18 protein-coding genes are annotated in these 23057 nt (G+C 72.5%); 9 read left to right on the top strand and 9 right to left on the bottom strand.

Annotated features, from left to right (window positions below; genetic code table 11):
* Nucleotides 1-19: 19 nt before the first annotated feature.
* The 7 genes from ACZ6ZR_RS21955 to ACZ6ZR_RS21925 all read right to left on the bottom strand — a co-directional run bounded on the left by ACZ6ZR_RS21955 (nt 20) and on the right by ACZ6ZR_RS21925 (nt 7893).
* Entirely contained in the window at nt 20-1045 is a 1026-nt protein-coding gene (locus ACZ6ZR_RS21955; RefSeq protein ID WP_465644717.1) for an ABC transporter ATP-binding protein, read from the bottom strand.
* Nucleotides 1042-2079, bottom strand: a complete 1038-nt coding sequence (locus ACZ6ZR_RS21950; RefSeq protein WP_465644715.1) for an ABC transporter ATP-binding protein — start codon at nt 2077-2079, stop codon at nt 1042-1044. The genes ACZ6ZR_RS21955 and ACZ6ZR_RS21950 overlap by 4 nt, the downstream gene beginning before the upstream one ends.
* A complete protein-coding gene (locus ACZ6ZR_RS21945; RefSeq protein WP_465644713.1) occupies nt 2076-3020 on the bottom strand; it encodes an ABC transporter permease in 945 nt (314 codons plus the stop codon). Before ACZ6ZR_RS21945 ends, ACZ6ZR_RS21950 begins: the two co-directional genes overlap by 4 nt.
* 2 nt (nt 3021-3022) lie before the next feature.
* Nucleotides 3023-4012, bottom strand: a complete 990-nt coding sequence (locus ACZ6ZR_RS21940) for an ABC transporter permease (protein WP_465644711.1) — start codon at nt 4010-4012, stop codon at nt 3023-3025.
* A gap of 4 nt (nt 4013-4016) precedes the next feature.
* Complete coding sequence (locus ACZ6ZR_RS21935) at nt 4017-5135, bottom strand: LacI family DNA-binding transcriptional regulator (RefSeq protein WP_465644709.1); 1119 nt, start codon at nt 5133-5135, stop codon at nt 4017-4019.
* A gap of 42 nt (nt 5136-5177) precedes the next feature.
* Nucleotides 5178-6638 (bottom strand): GH1 family beta-glucosidase, encoded by a 1461-nt coding sequence (locus ACZ6ZR_RS21930; protein ID WP_465644707.1) that lies wholly within the window; start codon nt 6636-6638, stop codon nt 5178-5180.
* A gap of 235 nt (nt 6639-6873) precedes the next feature.
* Complete coding sequence (locus tag ACZ6ZR_RS21925) at nt 6874-7893, bottom strand: LacI family DNA-binding transcriptional regulator (RefSeq protein WP_465644705.1); 1020 nt, start codon at nt 7891-7893, stop codon at nt 6874-6876.
* A gap of 262 nt (nt 7894-8155) precedes the next feature.
* On the opposite strand from ACZ6ZR_RS21925, the gene ACZ6ZR_RS21920 reads away from it, so the two are divergent.
* The 5 genes from ACZ6ZR_RS21920 to ACZ6ZR_RS21900 all read left to right on the top strand — a co-directional run bounded on the left by ACZ6ZR_RS21920 (nt 8156) and on the right by ACZ6ZR_RS21900 (nt 14667).
* A complete protein-coding gene (locus ACZ6ZR_RS21920) occupies nt 8156-9127 on the top strand; it encodes a glycoside hydrolase family 6 protein (protein WP_465644703.1) in 972 nt (323 codons plus the stop codon).
* A gap of 130 nt (nt 9128-9257) precedes the next feature.
* Nucleotides 9258-10541, top strand: a complete 1284-nt coding sequence (locus tag ACZ6ZR_RS21915) for a glycoside hydrolase family 6 protein (RefSeq protein WP_465644701.1) — start codon at nt 9258-9260, stop codon at nt 10539-10541.
* A 97-nt stretch (nt 10542-10638) separates the two neighbouring features.
* Entirely contained in the window at nt 10639-13248 is a 2610-nt protein-coding gene (locus ACZ6ZR_RS21910; RefSeq protein WP_465644699.1) for an RICIN domain-containing protein, read from the top strand.
* A 103-nt stretch (nt 13249-13351) separates the two neighbouring features.
* Nucleotides 13352-13882 (top strand): SigE family RNA polymerase sigma factor, encoded by a 531-nt coding sequence (locus ACZ6ZR_RS21905; protein WP_465644697.1) that lies wholly within the window; start codon nt 13352-13354, stop codon nt 13880-13882.
* The gene (locus ACZ6ZR_RS21900; protein WP_465644695.1) at nt 13879-14667 is read left to right on the top strand and encodes a hypothetical protein; all 789 of its coding nucleotides are present in this window, start codon (nt 13879-13881) and stop codon (nt 14665-14667) included. The genes ACZ6ZR_RS21905 and ACZ6ZR_RS21900 overlap by 4 nt, the downstream gene beginning before the upstream one ends.
* A 49-nt stretch (nt 14668-14716) precedes the next feature.
* Here the strand turns inward: ACZ6ZR_RS21900 and ACZ6ZR_RS21895 are convergent, their stop codons facing one another.
* On the bottom strand, nt 14717-16198 hold the full coding sequence (locus tag ACZ6ZR_RS21895; protein ID WP_465644693.1) for a glycoside hydrolase family 10 protein: 1482 nt from the start codon (nt 16196-16198) through the stop codon (nt 14717-14719).
* A gap of 127 nt (nt 16199-16325) precedes the next feature.
* Nucleotides 16326-17393: a LacI family DNA-binding transcriptional regulator gene (locus ACZ6ZR_RS21890; RefSeq protein ID WP_465644691.1), complete on the bottom strand. Its 1068-nt coding sequence runs from the start codon at nt 17391-17393 to the stop codon at nt 16326-16328.
* 183 nt (nt 17394-17576) lie between these two features.
* Here ACZ6ZR_RS21890 and ACZ6ZR_RS21885 point away from each other — a divergent pair, with 183 nt between their 5' ends.
* The 4 genes from ACZ6ZR_RS21885 to ACZ6ZR_RS21870 are packed head-to-tail and all read left to right on the top strand — an operon-like array spanning nt 17577 to nt 23045.
* Complete coding sequence (locus ACZ6ZR_RS21885) at nt 17577-18869, top strand: ABC transporter substrate-binding protein (RefSeq protein ID WP_465644689.1); 1293 nt, start codon at nt 17577-17579, stop codon at nt 18867-18869.
* On the top strand, nt 18866-19762 hold the full coding sequence (locus tag ACZ6ZR_RS21880) for a carbohydrate ABC transporter permease (protein ID WP_465644687.1): 897 nt from the start codon (nt 18866-18868) through the stop codon (nt 19760-19762). The genes ACZ6ZR_RS21885 and ACZ6ZR_RS21880 overlap by 4 nt, the downstream gene beginning before the upstream one ends.
* Before the next feature lie 35 nt (nt 19763-19797).
* Nucleotides 19798-20616, top strand: coding sequence for a carbohydrate ABC transporter permease (locus ACZ6ZR_RS21875; protein WP_465644685.1), 819 nt, complete (start codon nt 19798-19800; stop codon nt 20614-20616).
* A complete protein-coding gene (locus ACZ6ZR_RS21870; RefSeq protein ID WP_465644683.1) occupies nt 20613-23045 on the top strand; it encodes a beta-xylosidase/alpha-l-arabinosidase in 2433 nt (810 codons plus the stop codon). Before ACZ6ZR_RS21875 ends, ACZ6ZR_RS21870 begins: the two co-directional genes overlap by 4 nt.
* Nucleotides 23046-23057 lie beyond the last annotated feature (12 nt).

Raw genomic sequence — 23057 nt, 5'->3', positions numbered from 1 at the left:
GGGATCAGAAGAGGGAGGACTACGTGGGCTTGAGCAGCCAGCAGGCGGCGACCTGGCCGTCCCCGGCCGGCAGGGCCGGGGGCGCGGTCTCGGCGCAGACCGGCATCGCCAGCGGGCAGCGCGGGTGGAACCGGCAGCCGCTCGGCGGGTCGATCAGGCTGGGCGGGGCGCCCCGTCCGCGCAGCACCACCGACTCGCGGCGGTGCGGGTCGGGCGCGGCGGACAGCAGCAGCTGGGTGTAGGGGTGGGCGGGGGCGTCGGTGATCCGCTCGGCCGGGCCGGACTCGACGACCTGGCCGGCGTACATCACCACCACGGTGTCGGCCAGGTAGCGGGCCGAGGCGATGTCGTGGGTGACGTAGAGGATCGCCAACTGCTCCTGCTCGCGCAGTTCGTCGAGCAGGTTGAGCACGCCGAGGCGGATCGAGACGTCCAGCATGGAGACCGGTTCGTCGGCCAGCAGCACCCGGGGCCGGACGGCCAGGCCGCGGGCGATGGCGACGCGCTGGCGCTGGCCGCCGGAGAGCTCGTGCGGGTACTTGTCGAGGTAGCGGCCGGCCGGGCTCAGGTTCACCCGTTCGAGCAACTCGGCTGCCACGGAGTCGAGTTCGTCCCCGCGCAGCCCGCGGTGCAGCTTGAGCGGGCGCTCCAGGTGGTGGCGGACCCTGTGCACGCCGTTGAGCGAGGAGAACGGGTCCTGGAGGACCAGGTGCACCTGGCCGGCGTAGTCGCGCCGGTCCCGGCCGCGCTCCCCCACCGGCCGTCCGTCCAGCAGGAGTTCGCCGGAGGTGGGGGTGATCAGCCGGGTGAGCAGCCGGGCCAGGGTGGACTTCCCGGAGCCGGATTCGCCGACCACGGCGGTGACGGTGCCCTGGGGCAGTGCCAGCGAGATGTCCTCGACGGCGTGCACCACCCGCCCGCGGCGCAGTCCGTCGTGGACCGGGAAGTGCTTGGTCAGGCGCCGGGCCTCCAGCGCGGGGGTGCCCGGGCGGTCCGGGCCGTGCACCACGGGGGTGGTCCCGGTGGTCGTCTCGGGGATGGTCACAGGGTGCTCCCGAGGACTCGGGCGAGCGGTGCGGGGACGGCCTGGCCGTCCTGGTGCAGCCAGCAGGCTGCCGAGCGGTGGTCGGACTCCCCGGCGGGGACGGTAAGTTGCGGGGTCTCCTCGGCGCAGCGCTCCAGTGCGAACGGGCAGCGCGGGTGGAAGGCGCAGCCGGCCGGCAGCGCGGTGAGCGCGGGCGGCGCCCCGGGGATGCCCTCCATCCGGACCCGCTCGCCGTGCAGGGAGGGGAAGGAGTTCAGCAGCCCGAGCGTGTAGGGGTGCCGGGGTGCGTGGAACAGCCCTTGGGCGTCCGCGAGTTCGACGATCCGCCCGGCGTACATGATGGCGATGGTGTCGGCCAGTTCGATCAGCAGCGACAGGTCGTGGGTGATGAACACGATGGCGAAGCCGAGGCGGTCCTTGAGCTGCATCAGCTCTTCCAGGATCTCCCGCTGGGTCACCACGTCCAGGGCGGTGGTCGGTTCGTCCATGATGACCACCCGGGGCTCCAGGGCCAGCGCCATCGCGATCATCACGCGCTGGCGCATGCCGCCGGAGAGCTCGTGCGGGTAGCTGCGCAGGCGCTCCTCGCCGATGCCGACCAGGCGGAGCAACTCGACCGCCCGCTCCCGCCGTTGGGCTGCCGTCAGCTGGGCCCGGTGGGCCCGCAGCGCGTCGGTGAGCTGGGCGTCGATCCGGGCGACCGGGTTGAGCGCGTGCATGGCGCTCTGGAACACCACCGAGATCTGGTCCCAGCGGATCCGGCGCAGCGCGGCGGCGTCCGCCTCCAGCAGGTCGAGGACGCCGTCGGGGCCGTGGAAGCGGACCTCGCCGCCGGTGATCACACCGGGGGCCCGCAGCAGCCGGGTGACGGCGTAGGCCAGGGTGGACTTCCCGGAGCCGGATTCGCCTGCCAGGCCGAGGACTTCACCGCGGCGCAGGGTGAGGGTGGCGTCGGTGACGGCGCGCACCCCGGTCGCGCCGAGGCCGTAGTCGACGCACAGGTCGCGGACTTCGAGGACGGGCTCGCCGGTCACGGCTTGGCCTCCTTCGGGGACTTGAGTACGGGCGCGGGCACGGAATTGAGCACGGGGGTGAGGCCGAGCCGGAACTTCACGCCGCGGGCCCGGCCGGTGCGGGCCGAGGTCAGCCGGGGGTTGATCACCTCGTCGATGCCGAAGTTGACCAGGGCCAGCGCGATGCCGACCAGGGCGACGGCCAGGGCCGGCGGCAGGTACCACCACCAGTAGCCGTTGACCGCGGCGCCGGAGGACTGGGCCTCGTTGAGCACGGTGCCCCAGGTGACGGCAGCGGGGCTGATGACGCCGAGCCAGGCCAGCGCGGTGTAGGTGCCGATGCCGTAGATGACGGTGAAGATGAACGCCGAGGCCAGGATCGGCAGCAGGTTCGGCACCACCTCGAACAGGATGATCCGCCAGGTCCGTTCGCCGATCACCCGGGCGGCCTCGACGTAGTCGGCGCCGCGCAGGGCGAGGGTCTGGGCGCGGAGCACCCTGGCTCCCCAGGCCCAGGCGGTGAGGGCGATGACCGAGCCGATCAGCAGCGGGTTGGAGGTCTCCTCGGGCGGCAGCGGCTTCATGATCACCATCAGGATCAGCAGGCCGGGCAGCGCCAGGAAGATGTTGGCCAGGGCGGAGAGCAGGTCGTCCAGCAGCCCCCCGACGAACCCGGCGGTGACGCCCACCAGGACGGAGAGCACGCAGGCCAGCAGCCCGGCCAGGAAGGAGATCAGCAGGGTGTCCCGGCCGCCGGCCAGCAGCCGGGAGAACAGGTCGTGCTGCTGCTGGTCGGTGCCGAGCCAGAACCGGCCCGACGGCGCCAGCGGCACGCCGCTGATCCGGTCGGCCTGCCAGTCGGCCGAGTGCGGCGCGAGCAGCGGCCCGACCAGGGCGAGCAGCAGCAGGAGCGCCAGCAGGCCGAGGCCGACCAGCACCTTGGGGGAGCGCAGCGGACGCATCGTCAGCCCTCCTTGCGGGCGCGCGGGTCGAGGGCGACGTAGGCGAGGTCGGCGAGCAGGTTCACGGCCAGCACGGTGAACACGACGACCAGCAGGATGCCCTGGAGCAGTGGGTAGTCCCCGGTGAGGATCGCCTGGTAGATCTGCCAGCCGACGCCGGGATAGGTGAAGACGATCTCGGTGACCAGCGAGCCGGTCACCACCAGGCTGATCGACAGCGCGAAGTTGGAGATGGTCGGCAGGATCGCGTTGCGCGCCGCCACCGCGGCCACCCGCCACTGCGGCAGGCCCTTGGCGGCGGCGACCAGGACGTAGTCCTCGTCCATCGTGGTGACCATCATGTTGCGCATCCCGACGATCCAGCCGGCCAGCGAGGCGAGCGCCACGGTGAGCGCCGGCAGCGCGCCGTGCTCGACCACGCTGCTGACGAAGGGTCCGTTCCAACCCGGCGTCAGATGGGCGTTGCGGCCGATGTCGTAGCCGTTCTGGTAGGGGAAGACGCCGCCGAAGTAGCCGAGGGTCATCATCACCAGGAAGGCCAGGATGAAGTAGGGCACCGACTGGAAGAAGGTGGCGGCCGGCAGCAGTCCGTCCAGCAGGCCGTTGCGCTTCCAGCCGACCACGATGCCGGCCAGGGTGCCGACCACGAAGGCCAGCATGGTGGCGGTGCCGACCAGGCCGAGCGTCCAGGGCAGGGTGTCGCCGAGGATCGAGGTGACCGGCGCGGACTGCGAGGTGGACAGGCCCAGGTCGCCCTGGAGCAGGTGGCCGAGGTAGCTCAGGTACTGGGAAGGGAGGCTCTGGTCGGAGCCGGTGCCGTACTGGGCCTCCAGGGCCTTGATCGCGGCCGGGTCGAGGTTGGCGCCGCGCAGTTTGGACAGCGCGTTCTGGAGGGCACTGCCGGGCAGCAGCCGGGCCAGGCAGAAGTTCAGGGTCACCGCGGCGAGACCGGCCAGCAGGTAGAAGCCGAGGCGGCGCAGCAGGGTGCGCATGCCGTCACCCCCTTTCGTCGGTCGCGCGCCACTGGCGCGGGACGGTGAGCTTGGCCTGGCAGCCGCAGGACTCCCGGCGGACCAGCGTGGCGGGGAGCAGGACGTCGCCCGGTGGAGCGGTGGGTGACGGGTGGTCAGCTGTGATCATCGAGTGGAGTACCTCGAAGGCTTGGGCGCCGATCCGCTGGACGGGCTGGCGCACGGTGGTCAGCCGGAGGTGGCGCGCGAAGGGCAGGTCGTCGAAGCCGGTCACCGCGACGTCCTCGGGGACGCGCAGGCCGTGCTCGGTCAGGGCGTGCACCACGCCGAGGGCGGTCTGGTCGTTGGCGCAGGCGATGGCGCGGGGCGGGGCGGCTCCCCGGGCCAGCAGCCCGCGGACCAGCTCGGCCCCGCGCCCGGCCGAGTAGTCGCCCTGCCAGTCGGGGCCGGTGAGCACCTCGGCCCCCAGCTTGCGGGCCTGGGTGGTGAAGGCGTGGGAGCGGGCCAGGTTGTCCGGGCTGTCCGGGTGGCCGGCCAGGTAGGCCAGCCGCCGGTAGCCGTGGTCCTGGACCAGATGGCGGGTCAGTTCCCGCATGCCGGCCGCGCTGTCGCTGCCGATGTTGGCGGCGGCCGCGCCCGGCGGGCCGGCCAGGGTGACCACGGGGAGGTTGCGGGCGATGGCGGCGATCTGGCCGGGCGGGAGCACCCGGTCGTGCAGGATCAGGCCGTCGCACTTGCCGGCGACGGTGGCGATCCGGGCCGCCGAGGCGCGTTCGCTGATGTCGAGGGAGCACACCAGCAGGTCGAACTCGCTGTGCTGGGCCGCGATCTCGATGCCGCGGTTGACCTGGTCACCGAAGAGCAGGCTCTCCTGCTCCCCGGCGAACGGGCGGCCGTCGTCGGTGCCGTGCACCCGGCGCAGCACCACTCCGATCACCCGCTTGAGCCGGGTGCTCAGGGCGCGGGCGGCGCCGTCCGGCACGAAGCCGAGCTCGGCCACCGCCCGCTCCACCCGCTCCCGGGTGGCCGGGAGCGGGTTGCCGCGCCCGTTCAGCACCCGGGAGACCGAGGCGATGGAGACGCCGGCGTGCCGGGCCACGTGGTAGATCGTCGGTGCGGGCTCGGACCTGGTCCGGGGGTTCATCGGTGCCTCCGGCCGGTGGGTGGGGTGCGCACTGACCGGCCGTCAGGAGAGCGTGCGCGGGATGGCCCCGCCGCGGCTCGCCCGGCCGTACCAGTACGCGCTGTCCTTGGGGGTGCGCAGCTGGGTGGGGAAGTCGACGTGCACCATGCCGAACCGCTTCGCGTAGCCGTAGGCCCACTCGAAGTTGTCCAGCAGCGACCAGAGGAAGTACCCGGCCACCGGGGCTCCGGCCTCGATCGCCTCGTGAACGGCCGTCAGGTGCTGGTGCACGTAGGCGATCCGCTCCTGGTCGTTCACCTCGCCCTCGGGGGTGACGTAGTCCTCGCAGGCCATGCCGTTCTCGGTGACGATGACCGGCAGGCCGGGCCGCTCCCGCTGGATGCGGTCGATCAGGTCGCGCAGGCCGGTGGGGTCGATGGTCCAGTTCATCGCCGTGACCTCGCCGGGGGGCTGGTGGAAGGCCACCTGCTCGGAGCCGGGCCAGGGCGAGTGCTCGCCGCTGCCGTGCGCGTCGGTGCGGGAGGCGCCGCTGCCGGAGACCACGGCGGGGGTGTAGTAGTTGAGGCCGAGCTGGTCGATCGGGGCGCTGATGGCGGCCAGGTCGCCGGGCCGGACCAGCTGGTCCCAGTCGACCAGGTGCGCGGTGTCCTGCATCAGGTCGGCGTCGTACTCGCCGCGGAACAGCGGGCTCAGGAAGATCCGGTTGGCGACGGCGTCGATCCGGCGGACGGCCTCGTGGTCCTCGGGGGTGTCGGTCAGCGGGCGCAGCTGGTGCAGGTTGAGCGAGACCGAGAGCTGGGCCGTCCCGGGCAGGGCGGCCCGCAGCGCGGCGACGCCCCGGCCGTGGGCGAGGTTGAGGTGGTGGGCCGCGCGCAGCGCGTCGCCCGGGTCGGTCCGGCCGGGGGCGTGCACGCCGGAGCCGTAGCCGAGGAAGGCCGAGCACCAGGGCTCGTTCAGCGTGGTCCAGTACTGCACCCGGTCGGCCAGCGCCTCGGCCACCTGGGCCGCGTACTCGCCGAACCGCTCGGCGGTGTCCCGGGCCGGCCAGCCGCCCTCGGTCTCCAACTGCTGGGGCAGGTCCCAGTGGTAGAGGGTGGCGACCGGGGTGATGCCGGCCGCGAGCAGTTCGTCGGCGAGGCGCCGGTAGAAGTCCAGGCCGGTCCGCAGGGCCGGGCCCCGGCCGGTGGGCTGGATTCGCGGCCAGGCGACGGAGAAGCGGTAGGCGCCGAGGCCGAGCTTCTTCATCAGGGCCACGTCCTCGCGCCACCGGTGGTAGTGGTCGACCGCGATGTCGCCGGTGTCACCGCGGTGCACCCGGCCCGGGGTGTGGCTGAAGGTGTCCCAGATCGACAGGGCGCGCCCGTCCTCGAGGACGGCGCCCTCGATCTGGTACGCGGAGGTGGCGCTGCCCCAGAGGAAGCCCGGGGGGAAGTGCCGGAGTGCGTCGGTGCCTTCCGGCCGGTGGGCCGGAGCGGCCGCGGTGAGCTGGGTCGAGCTGGTCATGCGGGAGCGCTCCCATGCTGTGGGGACGGGTGGCCCGTGGCGCCGCCGGGACGGGCGGGCCGGGCTCGACGAGTGACGTTCCCTCGGTAGCTGGAAGCGCTTCCAGAGGGGCTTGACCGGAAGTTTCGGGCGCATTGCCGTGCGGTGTCAAGGCTTGAAGCCAGGCCGGGCGATCACGAATTGGAAGCGCTTCCAGCGATGGCCCCGGGTGCCGGGTGCCGGGTGCGGCACTGGCTCACAGCCCTGGGGCGGACTCCCGCACCGTCAGCCGGGTGGGGAGGATCAGCGGGCTCGGGTCCTGGCCCTCCACCACGCTGATCAGCATCCTGGCCATCTCGTGCCCGAGCGCCCGCACCGGCTGGTGCACCGTGGTCAGCGGCGGGCTGGCGTGCCGGGCACTGGCCAGGTCGTTGAAGCCGATCACCGCGATGTCCCCGGGCACCCGCAGGCCGCGCTCGCGCAGGGTGCGCAGGGCCCCGATGGCCATCGCGTCGGAGGCCGCGAACACCGCGTCGGGAGTGGGCTCCAGTGCGAGCAGCCGGTCCATCGCGGCGGCTCCGCCGTCCTCGCTGAAGTGCCCCGGCTCGACCGCGAGCAGCGGCAGGCCGGCCAGCCTGAGGCCCTCGGCGAAGCCCTGTTCGCGGGCCACCGAGGCCCTGGCGTCCGGCTGCCCGGTGATCATGACGGGGCGTCTGCGGCCGGAGCTGACGAAGTGCTCGGCGGCCAGCCGCCCTCCGCCCCGGTTGTCCGCGTCCACGTACCACTTCGGCTCCCCGGCCAGCGGGAGCCCGCCGAAGACCACCGGCAGCTCGGCCTGCTCGCCGAGTCTCGCCAACGGGTCGTCACCGCGCAGCGCCATCAGCATGACCCCGTCGGCCCGGCGCGAGCGCAGCAGCCGCTCGAACCGCTCCCGGCCGCGCGGGGTGTTGGCGAGCAGCAGGATCAGCTCCAGGTCGGTGGGCTCCAGCGCGGTGCTGACGCCGACGATGACCTCGGCGAAGAACGGGTCGGCGAACAGGCCCGGTTCGTCGCTGGAGACGGCCAGCACCACCGCGCCGACCCGGCGGGTGGCCAGCGCCTGCGCGGCCGGGTTGGGCACGAACCCCAGCTCCCTGACCGCCCGTTGGACCGCCTCCCGCTTGGCCCGGCTGACGTGCGGGGCGTTGTTGATCGCCCGGGAGGCCGCCGTCCGCGACACGCCGGCTCGTTCGGCCACCTCGTCGAGGGTCGGCATGCGCTTGGCTGACGGCTCCATGGGAGGGCCTGCTCCTTCGGGCTCGGACGGACCGCGGACAGGACCATGATTCCACGTCCCTCCCGGGCTCCGGGGCCGCACGGCGGCAGAGATCCGGTAGCGCTTCCAACCTATCGCGGCAGAACGGAGGATCATGACTGTGCCGTGTTCAACCTCTTGACACAGGGTGGCGGCAAACCCAATCATCCCATCAACGCGGTCCGGACCCGCGGCAAAACTGGAAGCGCTTCCACTTCTCCGCCCCCACCCATCGGAGGAAACCATGCGCACGTCCGTACGAACGGGCTCCGCCCTGCTGGCCGGGATGCTGGCCACCGGCCTCGCCCTGATCACCGCAGGGCCGGCGCACGCCGCCGACCCCACCGGCATGACCAGCGGCTTCTACACCGACCCCGACAACTCCGCACTGCGCTGGGCCAACGCCAACCCCGGCGACGGCCGCGCCTCGGTGATCCGCACCTCCATCGGCAACGTCCCGGCCGCCCGCTGGTTCGGGAACTGGAGCGGTGACATCGGCTCGGCCGCCGGCTCCTACGTCGGCCGCGCCGACTCGGTGGACAAGCTGCCGATCCTGGTCGCGTACAACATCCCCAACCGGGACATCTGCGGCGGCCAGTCCGGCGGCGGCGCCGGCAGCAAGGCCGCCTACGACAGCTGGATCGCGGCCTTCGCCGGCGGCATCGGCAACCGGCCGGCGCTGGTGGTACTGGAGCCCGACGCGCTCGGCCACGAGAGCTGCATGACGCCGGCTCAGGTCGGCGAGCGCAACGCCATGCTGCGCAACGCCATCGCCCAGTTCAAGGCCAAGGCCCCCAACACCTGGGTCTACCTGGACGCCGGCAACCCCGGCTGGGTGGCCGCCAACACCATGGCCCAGCAGCTCAACGCGGCCGGGGTCGCCGACGCGCACGGCTTCTCGCTGAACGTCTCCAACTACTACTACACCGGCGAGAACTCCTCCTACGGCAACTCCGTCAACTCCGCGCTCTCCGCCTACGGCTACACCAAGCCGTTCGTGGTCGACAGCAGCCGCAGCGGCAACGGCTCCAACGGCCAGTGGTGCAACCCGGCCGGCCGGAAGACCGGCCCGGCCACCCAGCGCGGCGGCGGCGCCGAGATGCTGCTCTGGATCAAGATCCCCGGCGAGTCCGACGGCAACTGCGGCGTCGGCGGCGGCTCCTCGGCCGGGCAGTTCCTGCCCGAGGTCGCCTACAAGATGATCTACGGCTACTGATCCACCCATCAGTATGCCGGCCCCGCCCCGACCCCGGGCCGACCCCCACGCGGCCCCGGGCCGGGGCACCCCCTCCGCCCCGCTCCCCCACCCGGCGCCCACCGACCGCCTCCCCTATCGAAGGAACCCCGTGCGCACCTCCCTGTACCGCTCCGCGCTGGCCACCGGCGCGCTCACGCTGCTGGTCGGCGCGGTCGCCCCGGCCACCGCCCAGGCCGGCACCGCGGCCGCCTCCCACACCCTCCCGGCGAACGCCCGGTTCTACGTCGACCCGAACAGCGACGCGACCCGCCAGGCCGTCAGCGACCTGTGGCGCGGGGACTTCGAGGGCGCCAAGTCGATGGCCAAGCTCGCCAGTTGGCCGGAGGCCGCGTGGTTCACCGACGGCACCCCGGCCCAGGTCGAGGCCAAGGTCCGCGACCTGGTGCGGCGCGCCGAGCGGACCGGGACGGTGCCGGTCCTGGTGGCCTACAACATCCCGCTGCGCGACTGCTCGCAGTACTCCTCCGGCGGCGCGCAGTCGGACGCCGAGTACAAGGCCTGGATCGACGCCTTCGCCCGCGGCCTCGGCCGCAGCAAGGCGGTGGTGATCCTGGAGCCGGACGGCCTGGCCAACCTGCCCTCCGACTGCGGGCCCGACAGCGACCCCACCGGCACCGTGACGGCCGGCCGGATCGGCGACCTCAACCACGCGGTGGACGCGCTGGCCAAGCAGCCGAACAGCGTGGTCTACCTGGACGCCGGCAACAGCCACTGGCGCTCCGTCGGCGACATCTCCAACCGCCTGATCCAGGCCGGGGTCGCCCGCACCCAGGGCTTCTCGCTCAACGTCTCCAACTATCTGGCCACCAACCTCGGTACGCACTACGGCACTTGGGTCTCCCAGTGCCTCTGGTTCGCCACCAAGGGCCCGGACTGGGCCAAGGGCCACGCCGACTGGTGCGCCGGCCAGTACTACTCCCCCGCCGCCCCCAACGACGGGCAGCCGGGCAACGCGGTGAACGTGGACGACTTCTCCACCTGGCACTGGACCGACGACTGGTTCCAGCAGAACGTCGGCACCCCGCCGGTCGCCGAGCTGACCCACCTGGTGGTCGACACCAGCCGCAACGGCCGGGGCTCCTGGACCCCGCCGCCCGGCAAGTACAGCGGCGACCCGCAGGTCTGGTGCAACGCCCCCGGCAGCGGCATCGGCAACCGCCCGACCGCGAACACCGGAGTCCCGCTGGTCGACGCCTACCTGTGGATCAAGACCGTCGGCCAGTCCGACGGCGAGTGCAACCGCGGCATCCCCGGCGGCACCGTCGACCCGGAGTACGGCATCGTCGACCCCAAGGCCGGCGCCTGGTGGCCCGCGCAGGCCAAGTCCCTGGTCCGCAACGCCGTCCCGGCCCTGGAGTTCAACCTGCGCTGAGCCCTCCCGAAAAAATCTTTTCCCGAACGACGGCAACCTTCCTCGGCACCGCGGCAACTGACGGGTGACCAGACACCGAGGCAAGGAGCTGCTCCCGATGAACGAGACCGACCCCACCACGCGCGGACGCAAGCCGCGCGGCCGCCACCGCCGTCGCCGGACGGCGGTGGCGCTGGCGTTGGGCGTGCCCGGTGTGCTCGGGCCGTACCTGCTGTTCGTCCAGGCCGACTCGGAGGCCGCCGTGGTGGATCCGGGCGCCTACTACGAGGTGGTGTCCGTCCGCAGCGACAAGGCGCTGGCCGTGCCCGGGGCCGACCCGGCGGACGGAGCCTGGGTCAGGCAGCAGGGCCGGACGGACGGCGCCGCCGGCCAGCAGTGGCAGCTGAAGCAGGTCGGGGGCGGCTTCTACGAGCTGGTGAACCGCAGCTCCGGCAAGGTGCTCGGGGTCCGGGGCGCCTCCACCGCCCCGGTCGCCGCGATCGAGCAGCAGACCGACCGCAACACCGCCGCGCAGCAGTGGCGGATGGAGGACGTGGGCGGGTCGGCGGTCAAGTTCGTCTCCCGCAGCAGCGGCCTGGCGCTGGACGTGTGGGGCGGCTCCAGCGCCGACGGCGTGCCGCTGATCCAGTACGCCTACAAGGGCAGCACCAACCAGCAGTGGCGGCTGGTGAAGGTCGGCGGCACCGGCGGGTACACCTGGAACAACGCGCAGATCGTCGGCGGCGGCTTCGTCACCGGCCTGGTCTTCAACCCCGCCCGCAAGGACCTGCTGTACGCGCGCACCGACATCGGCGGCGCCTACCGCTGGGACGCCACGGCCGAGCGGTGGACACCGCTGACCGACTGGATCGGCGACTTCAACCTGCTCGGCATCGACAGCCTGGCCACCGACCCGGTCGACCCCGACCGCCTCTACCTGGCCAGCGGCCTCTACACCAACGACTGGGTGGGGAACGGCGCACTGCTGCGCTCCACCGACCAGGGGCGGACCTTCCAGCGCACCGACCTGCCGTTCAAGCTGGGCGGCAACGAGGACGGCCGCTCGATGGGCGAGCGGCTGATGGTGGACCCGTCCGACCACCGCGTCCTCTACCTGGGCACCCGGAAGAACGGGCTCTGGCGCTCCACCGACTTCGGGGTGACGTGGGCTCAGGTCACCGGCTTCCCGGTCAAGGACGGCGCGAGCAGCGGGGCCGGGGTCTCCTTCGTGACCTTCGGCCCGGCCGACAGCCGGACCATCTACGTCGGCGTGGCCGACAGGACCACCTCGCTCTACCGCTCCACCGACAACGGCGCCACCTGGCAGGCGGTGCCCGGCCAGCCGAAGGGGCAGATTCCGCACCACGGGGTGCTGGCCGGTGACGGCTCGCTCTACCTGACCTACTCCAACGGCCTGGGCCCGAACGGGGTGACCGCCGGTTCGGTCTGGAAGCACACCCCGTCCAGCGGTGCCTGGAAGGACATCTCGCCGTCCAGCGGGAACTACGGCTTCGCCGGGCTGGCGGTCGACCGGGACCACCCGGGGACGGTGATGGTCACCACGCTGGACCGCTGGTGGCCCTCGGACGAGGTGTACCGGACCACCGACGGCGGCGGCTCCTGGAAGGCGCTCGGCGCCACCTCGGTCCGGGACGCCTCGGCCGCTCCGTACGTGGGCACCCACATCGGCCACTGGATGGGCTCGCTGGCGATCGACCCGTTCGACTCCGGGCACGTGATCTACGGCACCGGCTCGGGCCTGTGGGGCAGCCGGGACGTGACGGCGGCGGACCGGGGCGGGCAGACGCACTGGACCATCCCGGCCAAGGGGCTGGAGGAGACCGCGGTGCTCGGCCTGGCCAAGCCGCCCGGCCAGCCGCTGCTCAGCGCGCTCGGCGACGTCAGCGGCTTCCGGCACGAGGACCTCACCAAGGTGCCCTCCGGCCCGCTCTCCGGACCGCAGTTCACCAACACCACCGGCATCGACTTCGCCCAGGCCAAGCCGGAGTTCGCGGTCCGGGTCGGGCTCGGCGGCGAGCAGCACGGCGCCTGGTCCTCCGACGGCGGGGCCGGCTGGAAGCCGTTCGGCGGCACCCCCTCGGCCGACGCGGGCGGCGGTTCGGCGGCGGTCTCGGCGGACGGCGCCACCGTGGTGTGGACCCCGCAGGGCCGGACGCCGTCGTACTCCACCGACCGGGGCACCAGGTGGTCGGCGGTCTCCGGCCTGCCCAAGGACGCGGTCGTGGTGGCCGACCGGGCGGACGCGCGCCTCTTCTACTCCCTCAGCGGCGGCACCCTCTACGCCAGCACCGACGGCGGCCACAGCTTCGCCGTCCGGGCCACCGGTCTGACGGGCGGTCAGCTCAGGGCCGTCCCGGGCGTCTCCGGCGACCTGTGGATCGCGGGCGGGGACCGGGGGCTGCTGCACTCCACCGACGGCGGTGCGCACTTCACCAAGGCGGCCGAGGTGCAACGGGCCGCCGGCGTCGGTTTCGGCAAGGCCGCCCCGGGCGCCCGCTACCAGGCGATCTACCTCAGCGGCACCGTGAAGGGCGTCACCGGGCTGTTCCGCTCCACCGACGGGGGCTCGACCTGGCTCCGGATCAACGACGACCGGCACCAGTTCGGCGGCACCACCATCAGCGAGATCACCGGTGACCCGGACGTCTTCGGCCGGGTCTACCTGGGCGGCACCGGCCGCGGCGTGGTGTACGGCGACCAGTCCTGAACCGTCCGGCCGGTGGGCTGCGTGCGGCGCCGCCCACCGGCCCTGGTACGCTGCGGGGCTTGTTGAAATATGTACATTCGTAGGGAGAGGGCGACCGAGGGAGATGCTCCCCGATGACGCGTCCACGGAGTTCCACGACTTCTTCGAACGCCACCATGCCGAACTGGCCCGTCTCGCGCACATGTTGACCGGCGAGGCGGACGCGGCCGACGACCTGGCCGCCGACGCCCTGCTGGCCCTGTGGCAGCGCTGGGACCGGCTGCGCAGCGCCGACCACCCGCTCGCCTACGCCCGGGGGGTGGTGGCCAACATGGCCCGCGAGCGCATCCGCGGCGCGGTGCGCGAACGCCGCCGGATCGCGCTGTTCTGGTCCCGCCACCCCGAGACGACGTCCGGCACGGACGTGGCGGCGGTGCTGGACGTGCGGAGCGCACTGGCCCGGCTGCCGTTCCGCAAGCGGGCCTGCGTGGTGCTGAGGCACGCCTTCGACCTGCCGGAGCGGGACACGGCTGCGGTGCTCGGCGTCTCGGTCGGTACGGTGAAGAGCCAGACCTCGAAGGGGATGGCTGAGTTGGAGCGGCTGCTCGGAGCACGAGCGGCCGGGGAACTGGTGGCAGGAAGGAGGCATCGGTGAACCAGGATTCGGTGAACCAGGACACCACCCGGCAGCTGCGGGAAGCCGGTTGGGCCCACCAGCCGGACCGCGCAAGGATGTTGGCCCGGATCGAGCGCGGGATGGCCGCCGGGCAGGCCGGCCCCGCGGTCCGCCACGCCCGGCCCGCCCGGCGGTGGCCCCGGGTCGCGCTGGCCACCCTGGCGAGCGCGGGCGTGCTGGCGACCGGCGGTCTGGCCGTCGCCGCCATCGTCCGGACGCCGCCGCCGGAGCCGCCGGCCGTCGCCCCGGTCGACCCGGCCCCGACGGTCAGCCCGAGCCCGACGCCGACCCCGACGCCGACCGAGCGCGCGACTGCCGCGGCCCCGAGCAGCACCCCGAGCAGCCCGCGCCCGACGCCGTCGGCGAGCAGCCGGGCCCAGAACGGGCCGCTCACCTCGTCCGGCTCGGTGAGCCGGGACAGCACGGTGTTCTGGGAGCAGAACGACCTCACCGTCAAGACCGGCCGGCCGCTCGGCTCGCTCACCGTGGAGCTGAGGATCGCGCAGACCGGCGGGGTGAAGGACACCGGCAACTGGCGGACCCTGCCGCCGGAGGACTTCACCTTCACCGTGCAGGAGAGCGGCGGCACCCTGGTCTACCGCTGGGTGCTCAAGCCCGGGCACACCGTGCCGGCCGGACAGCACATGTTCTCCGGGCAGTTCAACCACGTGACCGGCACCCGCAACGCCGCGGGCGACAGCTACCGGGTGGAGACCTCGGACGGCCCGGCGGCCGTCTGGGGCGGCTTCGGCCCGACGCACTGAGGGCCCGCACCCCGGGTGGGGGGTGCGGGCCGTCCGGCCTGACGGAGGCTCAGGCCGGGGTGCAGGAGACGCCGTTGAGGGTGAACCGGTCGGGCAGACCGGCGTTCCCGGTGTGGGTGGCCTGGTAGCCGAAGGAGGTGCCGGCGCCGGGGGCCAGGGTGCCGTTGTAGCTGAGGTTGGTCGCGGTGACCTGGCCGCCGGCCGGGGTGATGGCGGCGTTCCAGCTGTTGGTGACGGTCTGTCCGGCGGGCAGCGTGAAGGCCAGCGACCAGCCGTTGAGGGTGGCCGTGCCGGTGTTGGTGACGGTGATGTCGGTGGTCAGGCCGGTGTTCCAGGCGTTGGCCGTACCGGTGACCTTGCACGCCGCGCCACCCTGCGTGGGGGTCGGGGTGGGAGTCGGCGTGGGGGTCGCGGTCGGGGTCGGCGTGGGAGTCGGGGTCGGGGTGGAGGTGCCGTTGGCGAGCGCGTTCTGCGCGGCCGTGTAGGCGGGCTTGGGCTGGTAGTTGTTGTCGTACATGGTGCCGGCGCCCTCGCCGGGGAAGGTGCCCGGGATCCAGGAGTCCGCGTCGCCGACGTCCCACTGAGTGAGGCCCACGCAGCCGGTGACGGCCAGGCAGGTGGTGACCACCGAGGCGTAGTCGCCGGCCTGCTGGGCCAGGTTGGCGCTGGTCACCGGGAGCCGCATCCGGTCGTCCAGCTCGGTGATCGCCACGTCGAGGCCGAGGGCGGTGAAGCGCTGGAGGTTGGCCTTCAGCGAGGAGGGCACCTGGCCGGTGATGAAGTGGGCCTGGAAGCCGATGCCGTCCAGCGGCACGCCCTGCGACTTGAGGGACTTCGCCAGGTTGTACATGGCGTCGCTCTTCGCGTTCAGGCCCTCGATGTTGTAGTCGTTCAGGTAGAGCTTGACGCCCGGGTCCGCGGCCTTGGCGGCGCGCAGCGCCTCGGCCACGAAGCCGGTGCCCATCGACCGGTAGAAGGCGTCGTCGCGGAAGCTGCCGTCCTCGTTGAACATCTCGTTGACCACGTCCCAGGCGTAGAGCTTGCCCTTGTAGTGGCCGACCGTGTTCGCGATGTGGTTCTGCATCGCCGACTTGACCTGGTCGTTCGGCAGGTTGCTGACCCAGGACGGGAGTTGGCTGTGCCAGACCAGGGTGTGGCCGCGCGCCTTCATCGAGTTGGCCTGGGCGAAGGAGAGGATCCGGTCGCCGGGGCCGAAGTTGAAGTTGCCGCGGCTGGACTCGACCGTGTCCCACTTCATCTCGTTGGTGGGGGTGAGCATGCCGAACTGGCTGCCGGCGATCGCGGTGAGCGCCGGGTTGTTCAGGTCGCCCTGGCCGATGGCGGTCCCGAAGTAGATGCCCCTCGCCTCGGCGAGCGAGCGCAGGGTCGGGCCCGCCGCGTCGGCCTGGCCGGCCGGCAGCAGGGAGGCGGCGGCCAGGGCGGCCACCGCGGCGACGGTGACGGCGCCGAGGGCGCGCTTGGGGCGGGTGCGGGGGCGTGGGGTGCTGGGGTTGAGCGTCCGGAATGACACCGGCGTGGTCCCTTCTCTGTGGGGGTGGCAAAGAGACGGACGTGCGGTGGTGCGTGGAACGCTGAGGGTTGGGAGGGCCTGGGAAAGTCCGAAACTTTCGGGATCTCCGCCGATTCCAGCGGCGACCTTAGGGCCGCGCCGCCCCGCCGTCAACCGCCCCGGCCGACCCTCCGTCAACCGCCCCGCCGGAGCCGGGCGGCGGCGCCGTGCTGCTGCGCTCGACCAGGCTGGTGGCCAGGTCCACCCGGAGCGCGCTGGGTTTGGCACCCCGGGCCAGGTCGATGACCAGGCGCGCGGCCACCTCGGCCATCTCGGTCAGCGGCTGTCGGACGGTGGTCAGCGGCGGGCCCACCCAGCGGGCCAGCGGCAGGTCGTCGAAGCCCACCACGCTGAGGTCCTCCGGCACCCGGAGCCCCAGCTCACGGGCGGCCTCGTAGAGCCCGAGGGCCTGGAGGTCGTTCCCGGCGAACACGGCCGTCGGCCGGTCCGGCAGGCCGAGCAGCTCCAGCCCGATCCGGTGCCCGGCCTCGTGGTGGAAGTCGCCCTCGCGCACCAGCGCCGGGTCGTACCCGATGCCGGCCATGTCCAGCGCCGCCCGGTAGCCGTCCGCCCGGGCCCGGCTGCACATCATCCGGGCCGGGCCGCCGATCAGGCCGATCCTGCGGTGCCCGAGGTCGAGCAGGTGCCGGGTGGCGGCCAGACCGCCGTCCCAGTTGGTGGTGCCGACCGCCGGCACGCCCTGGCCCGGGTCCCCCGCCGGGTCCAGCACCACGAACGGGATGTCACGCCCGGTCAACTGCTCCTGCTGCGAACGGTCCAGGCCGGAGAGCACCAGCAGCACGCCGGTGGGGCGGCGGGCGAGCACCCCGTCCACCCAGGACTGACCCGGCGTCAGCCGCCCGGCGGACTCGGAGAGCACGATGCTCAGGCCCTCCTCGCGGGCCACGTTCTCGACGCCGCGGATCACCTCGGTGGCCCAGGCGCTGTCCAGTTCGTGGAAGACCAGGTCGAGCAGCGGGCTGGTGCGGCTCCCGCCGCGCCGCCGCCGGTAGCCGTGCTGCCGCAGCAGCTCCTCCACCCGCTCCCGCGTCGCCGGGGCGACATCGGCCCGGCCGTTCAGGACTTTCGAAACTGTCGGCGCCGATACGCCGGCCTCGTGCGCGATCTCGGCGAGGGTCGCCACTCTGGTCACCACGTCCTCCTGCACCGCCCGTGTCCGGGCGAACTCCGCTGCCGCCTCGGCCGTACCGCACGGATGCTAACCGTTCCCGAGGTTGAACCGAATCCCGTCGGAGCCCTTGACGGGGCGCCGAGCACGCACCTAGGTTTCCACAACATTCGGCACGTTCATCGCAACTTTCGCACGATGGGCAAGAGTATGGGAACCAGATTCACCGCGATCGCCGCCGTCACCGCACTGGTGCTGGGCACGGCCACCGCCTGCGGCTCGGGCGCCTCCTCCTCGGACGAGGGCTCCGGCTCGCTCCGGGTGATGGTCTACGGCGACGCCACCAACAAGGTCGAGAAGCAGCTCGTCGAGACCTTCAACAAGACCTCCAAGGTCAAGGTGGTGCTCGACACCGTCCCCGGCGCTGACTACCAGCAGAAGCTGCAGACGGTCATCAACACCCCGCAGGCCCCGGACATCTTCTTCAACTGGGGCGGCGGCTCGATCCAGCCGTTCGTCAAGGCCGGGCTGCTGCTCCCGCTGGACGACTTCATCGCCAAGGAGCCCGGCCTCAAGGACAACTTCCTCCCCTCGGTCTTCAACTCCGCGGTGGTGGAGGGAAAGCCGTACGGCATCCCGATGCGCGGCACCCAGCCGGTGCTGCTGTTCCACAACAAGAAGGTGCTGGCCGACGCCGGGCTGACCGCGCCGCAGACCTGGGACGAACTGGTCGCCGCCTGCAAGACCCTGAAGGCCAAGGGCATCACCCCGATCGCCCTCGGCGGCGCCGACCGGTGGCCCACCCTGATGTGGTTCGAGTACCTCTACGACCGGATCGCCGGCCCCGGCGTCTTCCAGAAGGCGGTCGAGGGCGACAAGTCCGCCTGGGCCGACGAGGGCAGCCGCAAGGCGCTGGCCGCGCTGCGCGAGCTGGTCGACTCCGGCGCCTTCGGCAGCAACTACGACTCGGTCAAGTTCACCGACGGCGGCTCCCCCGCGCTGGTGGCCAAGGGCAAGGCCGGCTTCGAGCTGATGGGCTCCTGGTACTACGCCACCCAGAACGACGGCAACCCGGAGTTCGCCAAGTCCGGCCTCGGCTACACCAACTTCCCGACCGTCAGCGGCGGCAAGGGCGACGCGGCCAACGTGGTCGGCAACACCAACAACTTCTACTCGGTGCTGAAGAAGACCAAGCAGCCCGAGGCCGCCGCCGCCTTCCTCAAGCTGATGTACTCGGACGAGTTCGTGAAGGCCCAGATGGCCGTCGGCAACCTGCCGACCACCACCAACACCGTCAACTTCCTGGACACCTCGGCCAGTCCGGCCTACTCCAAGTACCAGTACGAGCTGGTCAAGGCCGCGCCGTCGTTCCAGCTCTCCTGGGACCAGGCCTACCCGCCGAGCGCGCAGACCCCACTGCAGACCGCGATCCAGCAGTTCTTCAACGGCAAGCTCGACGCCGACGGCTTCATCAAGGCCATGCAGGCCTTGCCCGGCTCATGACGCAGACCCCGAAGTCCGGCGCGGGGGTGACCCGCCCCGGCTTCGTCTGGGCGGTGCCCGCCGCGCTGTTCTTCACCCTCTTCGCGATCGTGCCGCTGCTGGGGGTCGCGGTGCTCTCCTTCACCCACTGGGACGGAGTCAGCGATCCGCGCTTCAACGGCCTGGAGAACTGGACCGCGCTGCTGAACGACCCGGTGATGCTCCAGTCGGTCTGGATCACCCTGCTGCTCACCGTGCTCGGGGTGGCCACCCAGACCCCGATCGCGCTGCTGCTGGGCGTCTGGGCCGCCGGGCACCAGCGCAACCGGGCCGTGCTCTCGGCGATCTACTTCGTCCCGCTGCTGCTCTCCGCCACCGCCGTCTCGGTGGTCTGGCGGGCCGTGCTCGACCCGAACTTCGGGGTGCCGTCCCAGCTCACCTGGCTGTTCGGCGACGGCAACCTGCTCGGCAAGCAGGGCAGCGCGATCGCGGTGCTCACCTTCGTCGGCGTCTGGCAGTTCACCCCGCTGCACGCCCTGCTCTACCAGGGCGGCGCCCGGGCCGTGCCGCAGGTGCTCTACCAGGCCGCCGCGGTGGACGGGGCGGGCACCGTCCGGCAGTTCTTCCACATCACCCTGCCGCAGCTGCGCAACACCGTCATCACCTCCTCGGTGCTGATGGTGGTCGGCGGGCTCACCACCTTCGACACCGTGCTGATCCTCACCCAGGGCGGCCCCGGCACCGACACCACCGTCAGCGCCTTCCACATGTACCAGAAGGCCTTCAAGGGCTTCGAGTTCGGCGTCGGCTCGGCCATCGCGCTGGTGCTGGTGGTGATCGCCACCCTGGTCTCGCTGGCGGTGGTCCGGTTCACCGGCTACGACCGGATGCGCGGCACCACGGAAGGCCTCTGACCATGCGTCAACCTGCTCTGCGTCTTTCGCGTCCTGTGCGCCAGCGCCCCAACTACCTGGCCGGGCTGGGCTCGCTGCTCTGGCTGGCGGTGGTCGGCCTGCCGCTGTACGTGCTGGTGCTGGCCACCGTGCGCACCCGCGCCGACTACTCCACCGAGGGCCCGCTCAGCCTGCCGAAGCAGTGGACCGTCCAGAACTACCTGACCGACCTCTCCAACGGCTTCGGCCAGGACTTCCTGAACACCCTGGCCGTCACCGCCAGCGTGGTCGCCATCGTGCTGCTGGTCGTCCCGCCGCTCGCCTACGCGATCGTCAGGGCCCGCGGCCGGGCCACCGGCTGGGTGTTCCGGCTCTTCCTGCTCGGCCTGGCGATCCCCGCCCAGGCGGTGATCGTGCCGATGTTCTACCTGATCAGCAAGGCCGGCCTGTACGACCAGCTGATCGGGATCATCCTGCCCACCGCCGCCTTCTGCCTCCCGGTCTGCACCCTGGTGCTGACCGGGGCGATGCGCGAGATCAGCCCCGAGCTCTACGAGGCGATGGCGATGGACGGCGCCTCCCCCGCCCGGGTGTTCCGTCAGCTGGTGCTGCCGCTCTCCAAGGGCGGGCTCTCCTCCATCGTGGTCTTCGCCGCGCTCCAGTCCTGGAACGGCTTCCTGTTCCCGCTGATCCTCACCCAGTCCGACTCCACCAAGGTGATCACCCTCGGCCTCTACGAGTTCCAGACCGAGCACGGCGTCGACGTGCCCGGCCTGCTGAGCGCCGTGGTGCTGTCCACGCTCCCCGTCTTCGTCGTCTACCTGTTCGCCCGCCGCGCCCTGGTCCAGGGGCTGACGGGTGTCGGAGGGAAATGAGCACCACACAGCACCCCGCCCCCGCGTCCGCCTCCGCACCGGCATCCGCGTCGGCCCCCGGGCCGGCCCCCGCCTGGCGGGACACCACGCTCACTCCGGAGGCCCGGGCCGAGGCCCTGATCGCGGCGATGACCCTGCGCGAGAAGACCGCCCAGCTGATCGGCGTCTGGGTCGCCGCCGGCGAGGGCGGCGGCGAAGTCGCCCCGCACCAGCACGAGATGGCCGAACCGCTCGACCTGGACGAGCAACTCCCGTACGGTCTGGGTCAGTTGACCAGGCCCTTCGGCAGCGTCCCGGTCGATCCGGCGCTCGGCGCGCTCTCCCTGCTGCGCACCCAGCGCCGGATCGCCGCCGCCAACCGCTTCGGCATCCCGGCGCTGGCCCACGAGGAGTGCCTGGCCGGCTTCGCCGCCTGGGGCGCCACCGCCTACCCCGTGCCGCTCTCCTGGGGCGCCACCTTCAACCCGGAGCTGGTCCGGGCGATGGCCACCGCGATCGGCCGCGACATGCGCTCGGTCGGCGTGCACCAGGGCCTGGCCCCCGTCCTGGACGTGGTGCGCGACGCCCGCTGGGGCCGGGTCGAGGAGACCATCGGCGAGGACCCGTACCTGGTCGGCACCGTCGCCACCGCCTACGTGCGGGGCCTGGAGTCCGCCGGGATCGTCGCCACCCTCAAGCACTTCGCCGGGTACTCCGCCTCCCGCGCCGGCCGCAACCTGGCCCCCGTCTCGATGGGCCCGCGCGAGCGCGCCGACGTCATCCTGCCGCCGTTCGAGATGGCCCTGCGCGAGGGCCGCCCCCGCTCGGTGATGCACTCCTACACCGACACCGACGGCCTCCCCTCGGCCGCCGACCAGGCCCTGCTCACCGGCCTGCTACGGGACACCTGGGGCTTCACCGGCACCCTGGTGGCCGACTACTTCGGCATCGCCTTCCTCAAGACCCTGCACGGCGTCGCCGAGGACTGGTCCGAGGCCGCCGCACTGGCCCTCGCCAGCGGCGTGGACGTCGAACTCCCCACCGTGAAGACCTTCGGGCAGCCGCTGCTGGACGCCGTCGAGGCCGGCGCCGTCCCGGAGCGGCTGATCGACCGGGCGCTGCACCGGGTGCTGGTCCAGAAGGCCCAACTCGGGCTGCTGGACCCGGACTGGGACCCGGTGCCCGAGGTCCTGGCGGACACCGACCTGACCGCCCTGTCCGACCCGTCCGACCCGACCGGCTCCGAGGCCCTGCGCGGTCTGGTCGACCTCGACCGCCCGGGCAACCGCGCACTCGCCGCCGAACTCGCCGAGCAGGCCGTGGTGTTGCTGCGCAACGACGGCGCGCTGCCGCTGCGCGACCCGGCCCGGATCGCCCTGATCGGCCCCAACGCCGACGAGCCGACCGCCGTACTGGGCTGCTACGCCTTCCCGGTGCACGTCGGCAGCCAGCACCCGGCCGTTCCGCTGGGCATCGAACTCCCGACCCTGCGCGAGGCCTTGGCCGCCGAGTTCCCGGACTCCGCGCTGACCACCGTCACCGGGGTGAGCGTGGACGGCGACGACGCCGGCGGCATCGCCGAGGCCGTCCTGGCCGCCCGCGAGGCCGACGTGGTGGTCCTCGCCCTCGGCGACCGGGCCGGCCTGTTCGGCCGGGGCACCAGCGGCGAGGGCTGCGACGCCGAGTCCCTCCAACTCCCGGGCCTTCAGGGTCAGTTGCTCGACGCCCTGCTGGACTGCGGTACACCGGTGGTGGTCACCATGCTGGCCGGCCGGCCCTACGCACTGGGCCGCGCGGTCACCGAGGCGGCGGGCATCGTCCAGTGCTTCTTCCCCGGCGAGGCCGGCACCCAGGCCCTGGCCGGAGTCCTGAGCGGCCGGGTCAACCCGTCCGGCCGCCTGCCGGTCTCCGTCCCCGCCCACCCGAACGTCCAGCCCTCCACCTACCTGGCCGCCCGGCTGGCCCACGCGAACCCCGTCTCCAGCACCGACCCGACCCCCGCCTACGGCTTCGGACACGGGCTCGGCTACAGCGAGTTCGCATGGTCCGCCCTGGAGGTCACGACCGCCGAGACCACCACGGACGGCGCGTTCCGGCTCGCCTTCTCCCTGCACAACACCGGCGACCGGGCGGGCACGGAGGTGGTCCAGCTCTACCTCCACGACCCCGTGGCCAGCGTCGTCCAGCCCGTCCAACGCCTGGTCGGCTACCGCCGCATCGAGCTCGCCGCCGGCTCCGACTGCCACGTCGAGCTCGAACTCCCCGCCGACCTCGCCTCCTTCACCGGCCGCGAGAACCACCGGATCGTCGAACCGGGCGCCCTGGAACTACGGATCTCCGCCTCCAGCACCGACGCCCGCTTCACCGTCCCACTCCGCCTGACCGGCCCGGTCCGCACCGTCGACCACACCCGGCACCTCCACCCGGCCTTCACCGTCCAGGAGTTGTGAGCCCGGCAGTGC

The sequence above is a fragment of the Kitasatospora sp. NPDC088742 genome (genome assembly GCF_055584905.1).
The sequence above is the reverse complement of the archived record's forward strand: the minus strand, read 5'-3'. Positions and strand labels throughout refer to the sequence as shown.

What these genes read in the sequence shown, in the direction of transcription:
- ACZ6ZR_RS21940 (WP_465644711.1), bottom strand. Translation starts at nt 4,012, where the DNA reads ATGCGCACCCTGCTGCGCCGCCTCGGCTTCTACCTGCTGGCCGGTCTC.
- ACZ6ZR_RS21905 (WP_465644697.1), top strand. Translation starts at nt 13,352, where the DNA reads ATGCTCCCCGATGACGCGTCCACGGAGTTCCACGACTTCTTCGAACGC.
- ACZ6ZR_RS21920 (WP_465644703.1), top strand. Translation starts at nt 8,156, where the DNA reads ATGCGCACGTCCGTACGAACGGGCTCCGCCCTGCTGGCCGGGATGCTG.
- ACZ6ZR_RS21925 (WP_465644705.1), bottom strand. Translation starts at nt 7,893, where the DNA reads ATGGAGCCGTCAGCCAAGCGCATGCCGACCCTCGACGAGGTGGCCGAA.
- ACZ6ZR_RS21880 (WP_465644687.1), top strand. Translation starts at nt 18,866, where the DNA reads ATGACGCAGACCCCGAAGTCCGGCGCGGGGGTGACCCGCCCCGGCTTC.
- ACZ6ZR_RS21935 (WP_465644709.1), bottom strand. Translation starts at nt 5,135, where the DNA reads ATGAACCCCCGGACCAGGTCCGAGCCCGCACCGACGATCTACCACGTG.
- ACZ6ZR_RS21945 (WP_465644713.1), bottom strand. Translation starts at nt 3,020, where the DNA reads ATGCGTCCGCTGCGCTCCCCCAAGGTGCTGGTCGGCCTCGGCCTGCTG.
- ACZ6ZR_RS21930 (WP_465644707.1), bottom strand. Translation starts at nt 6,638, where the DNA reads ATGACCAGCTCGACCCAGCTCACCGCGGCCGCTCCGGCCCACCGGCCG.
- ACZ6ZR_RS21870 (WP_465644683.1), top strand. Translation starts at nt 20,613, where the DNA reads ATGAGCACCACACAGCACCCCGCCCCCGCGTCCGCCTCCGCACCGGCA.
- ACZ6ZR_RS21885 (WP_465644689.1), top strand. Translation starts at nt 17,577, where the DNA reads ATGGGAACCAGATTCACCGCGATCGCCGCCGTCACCGCACTGGTGCTG.
- ACZ6ZR_RS21910 (WP_465644699.1), top strand. Translation starts at nt 10,639, where the DNA reads ATGAACGAGACCGACCCCACCACGCGCGGACGCAAGCCGCGCGGCCGC.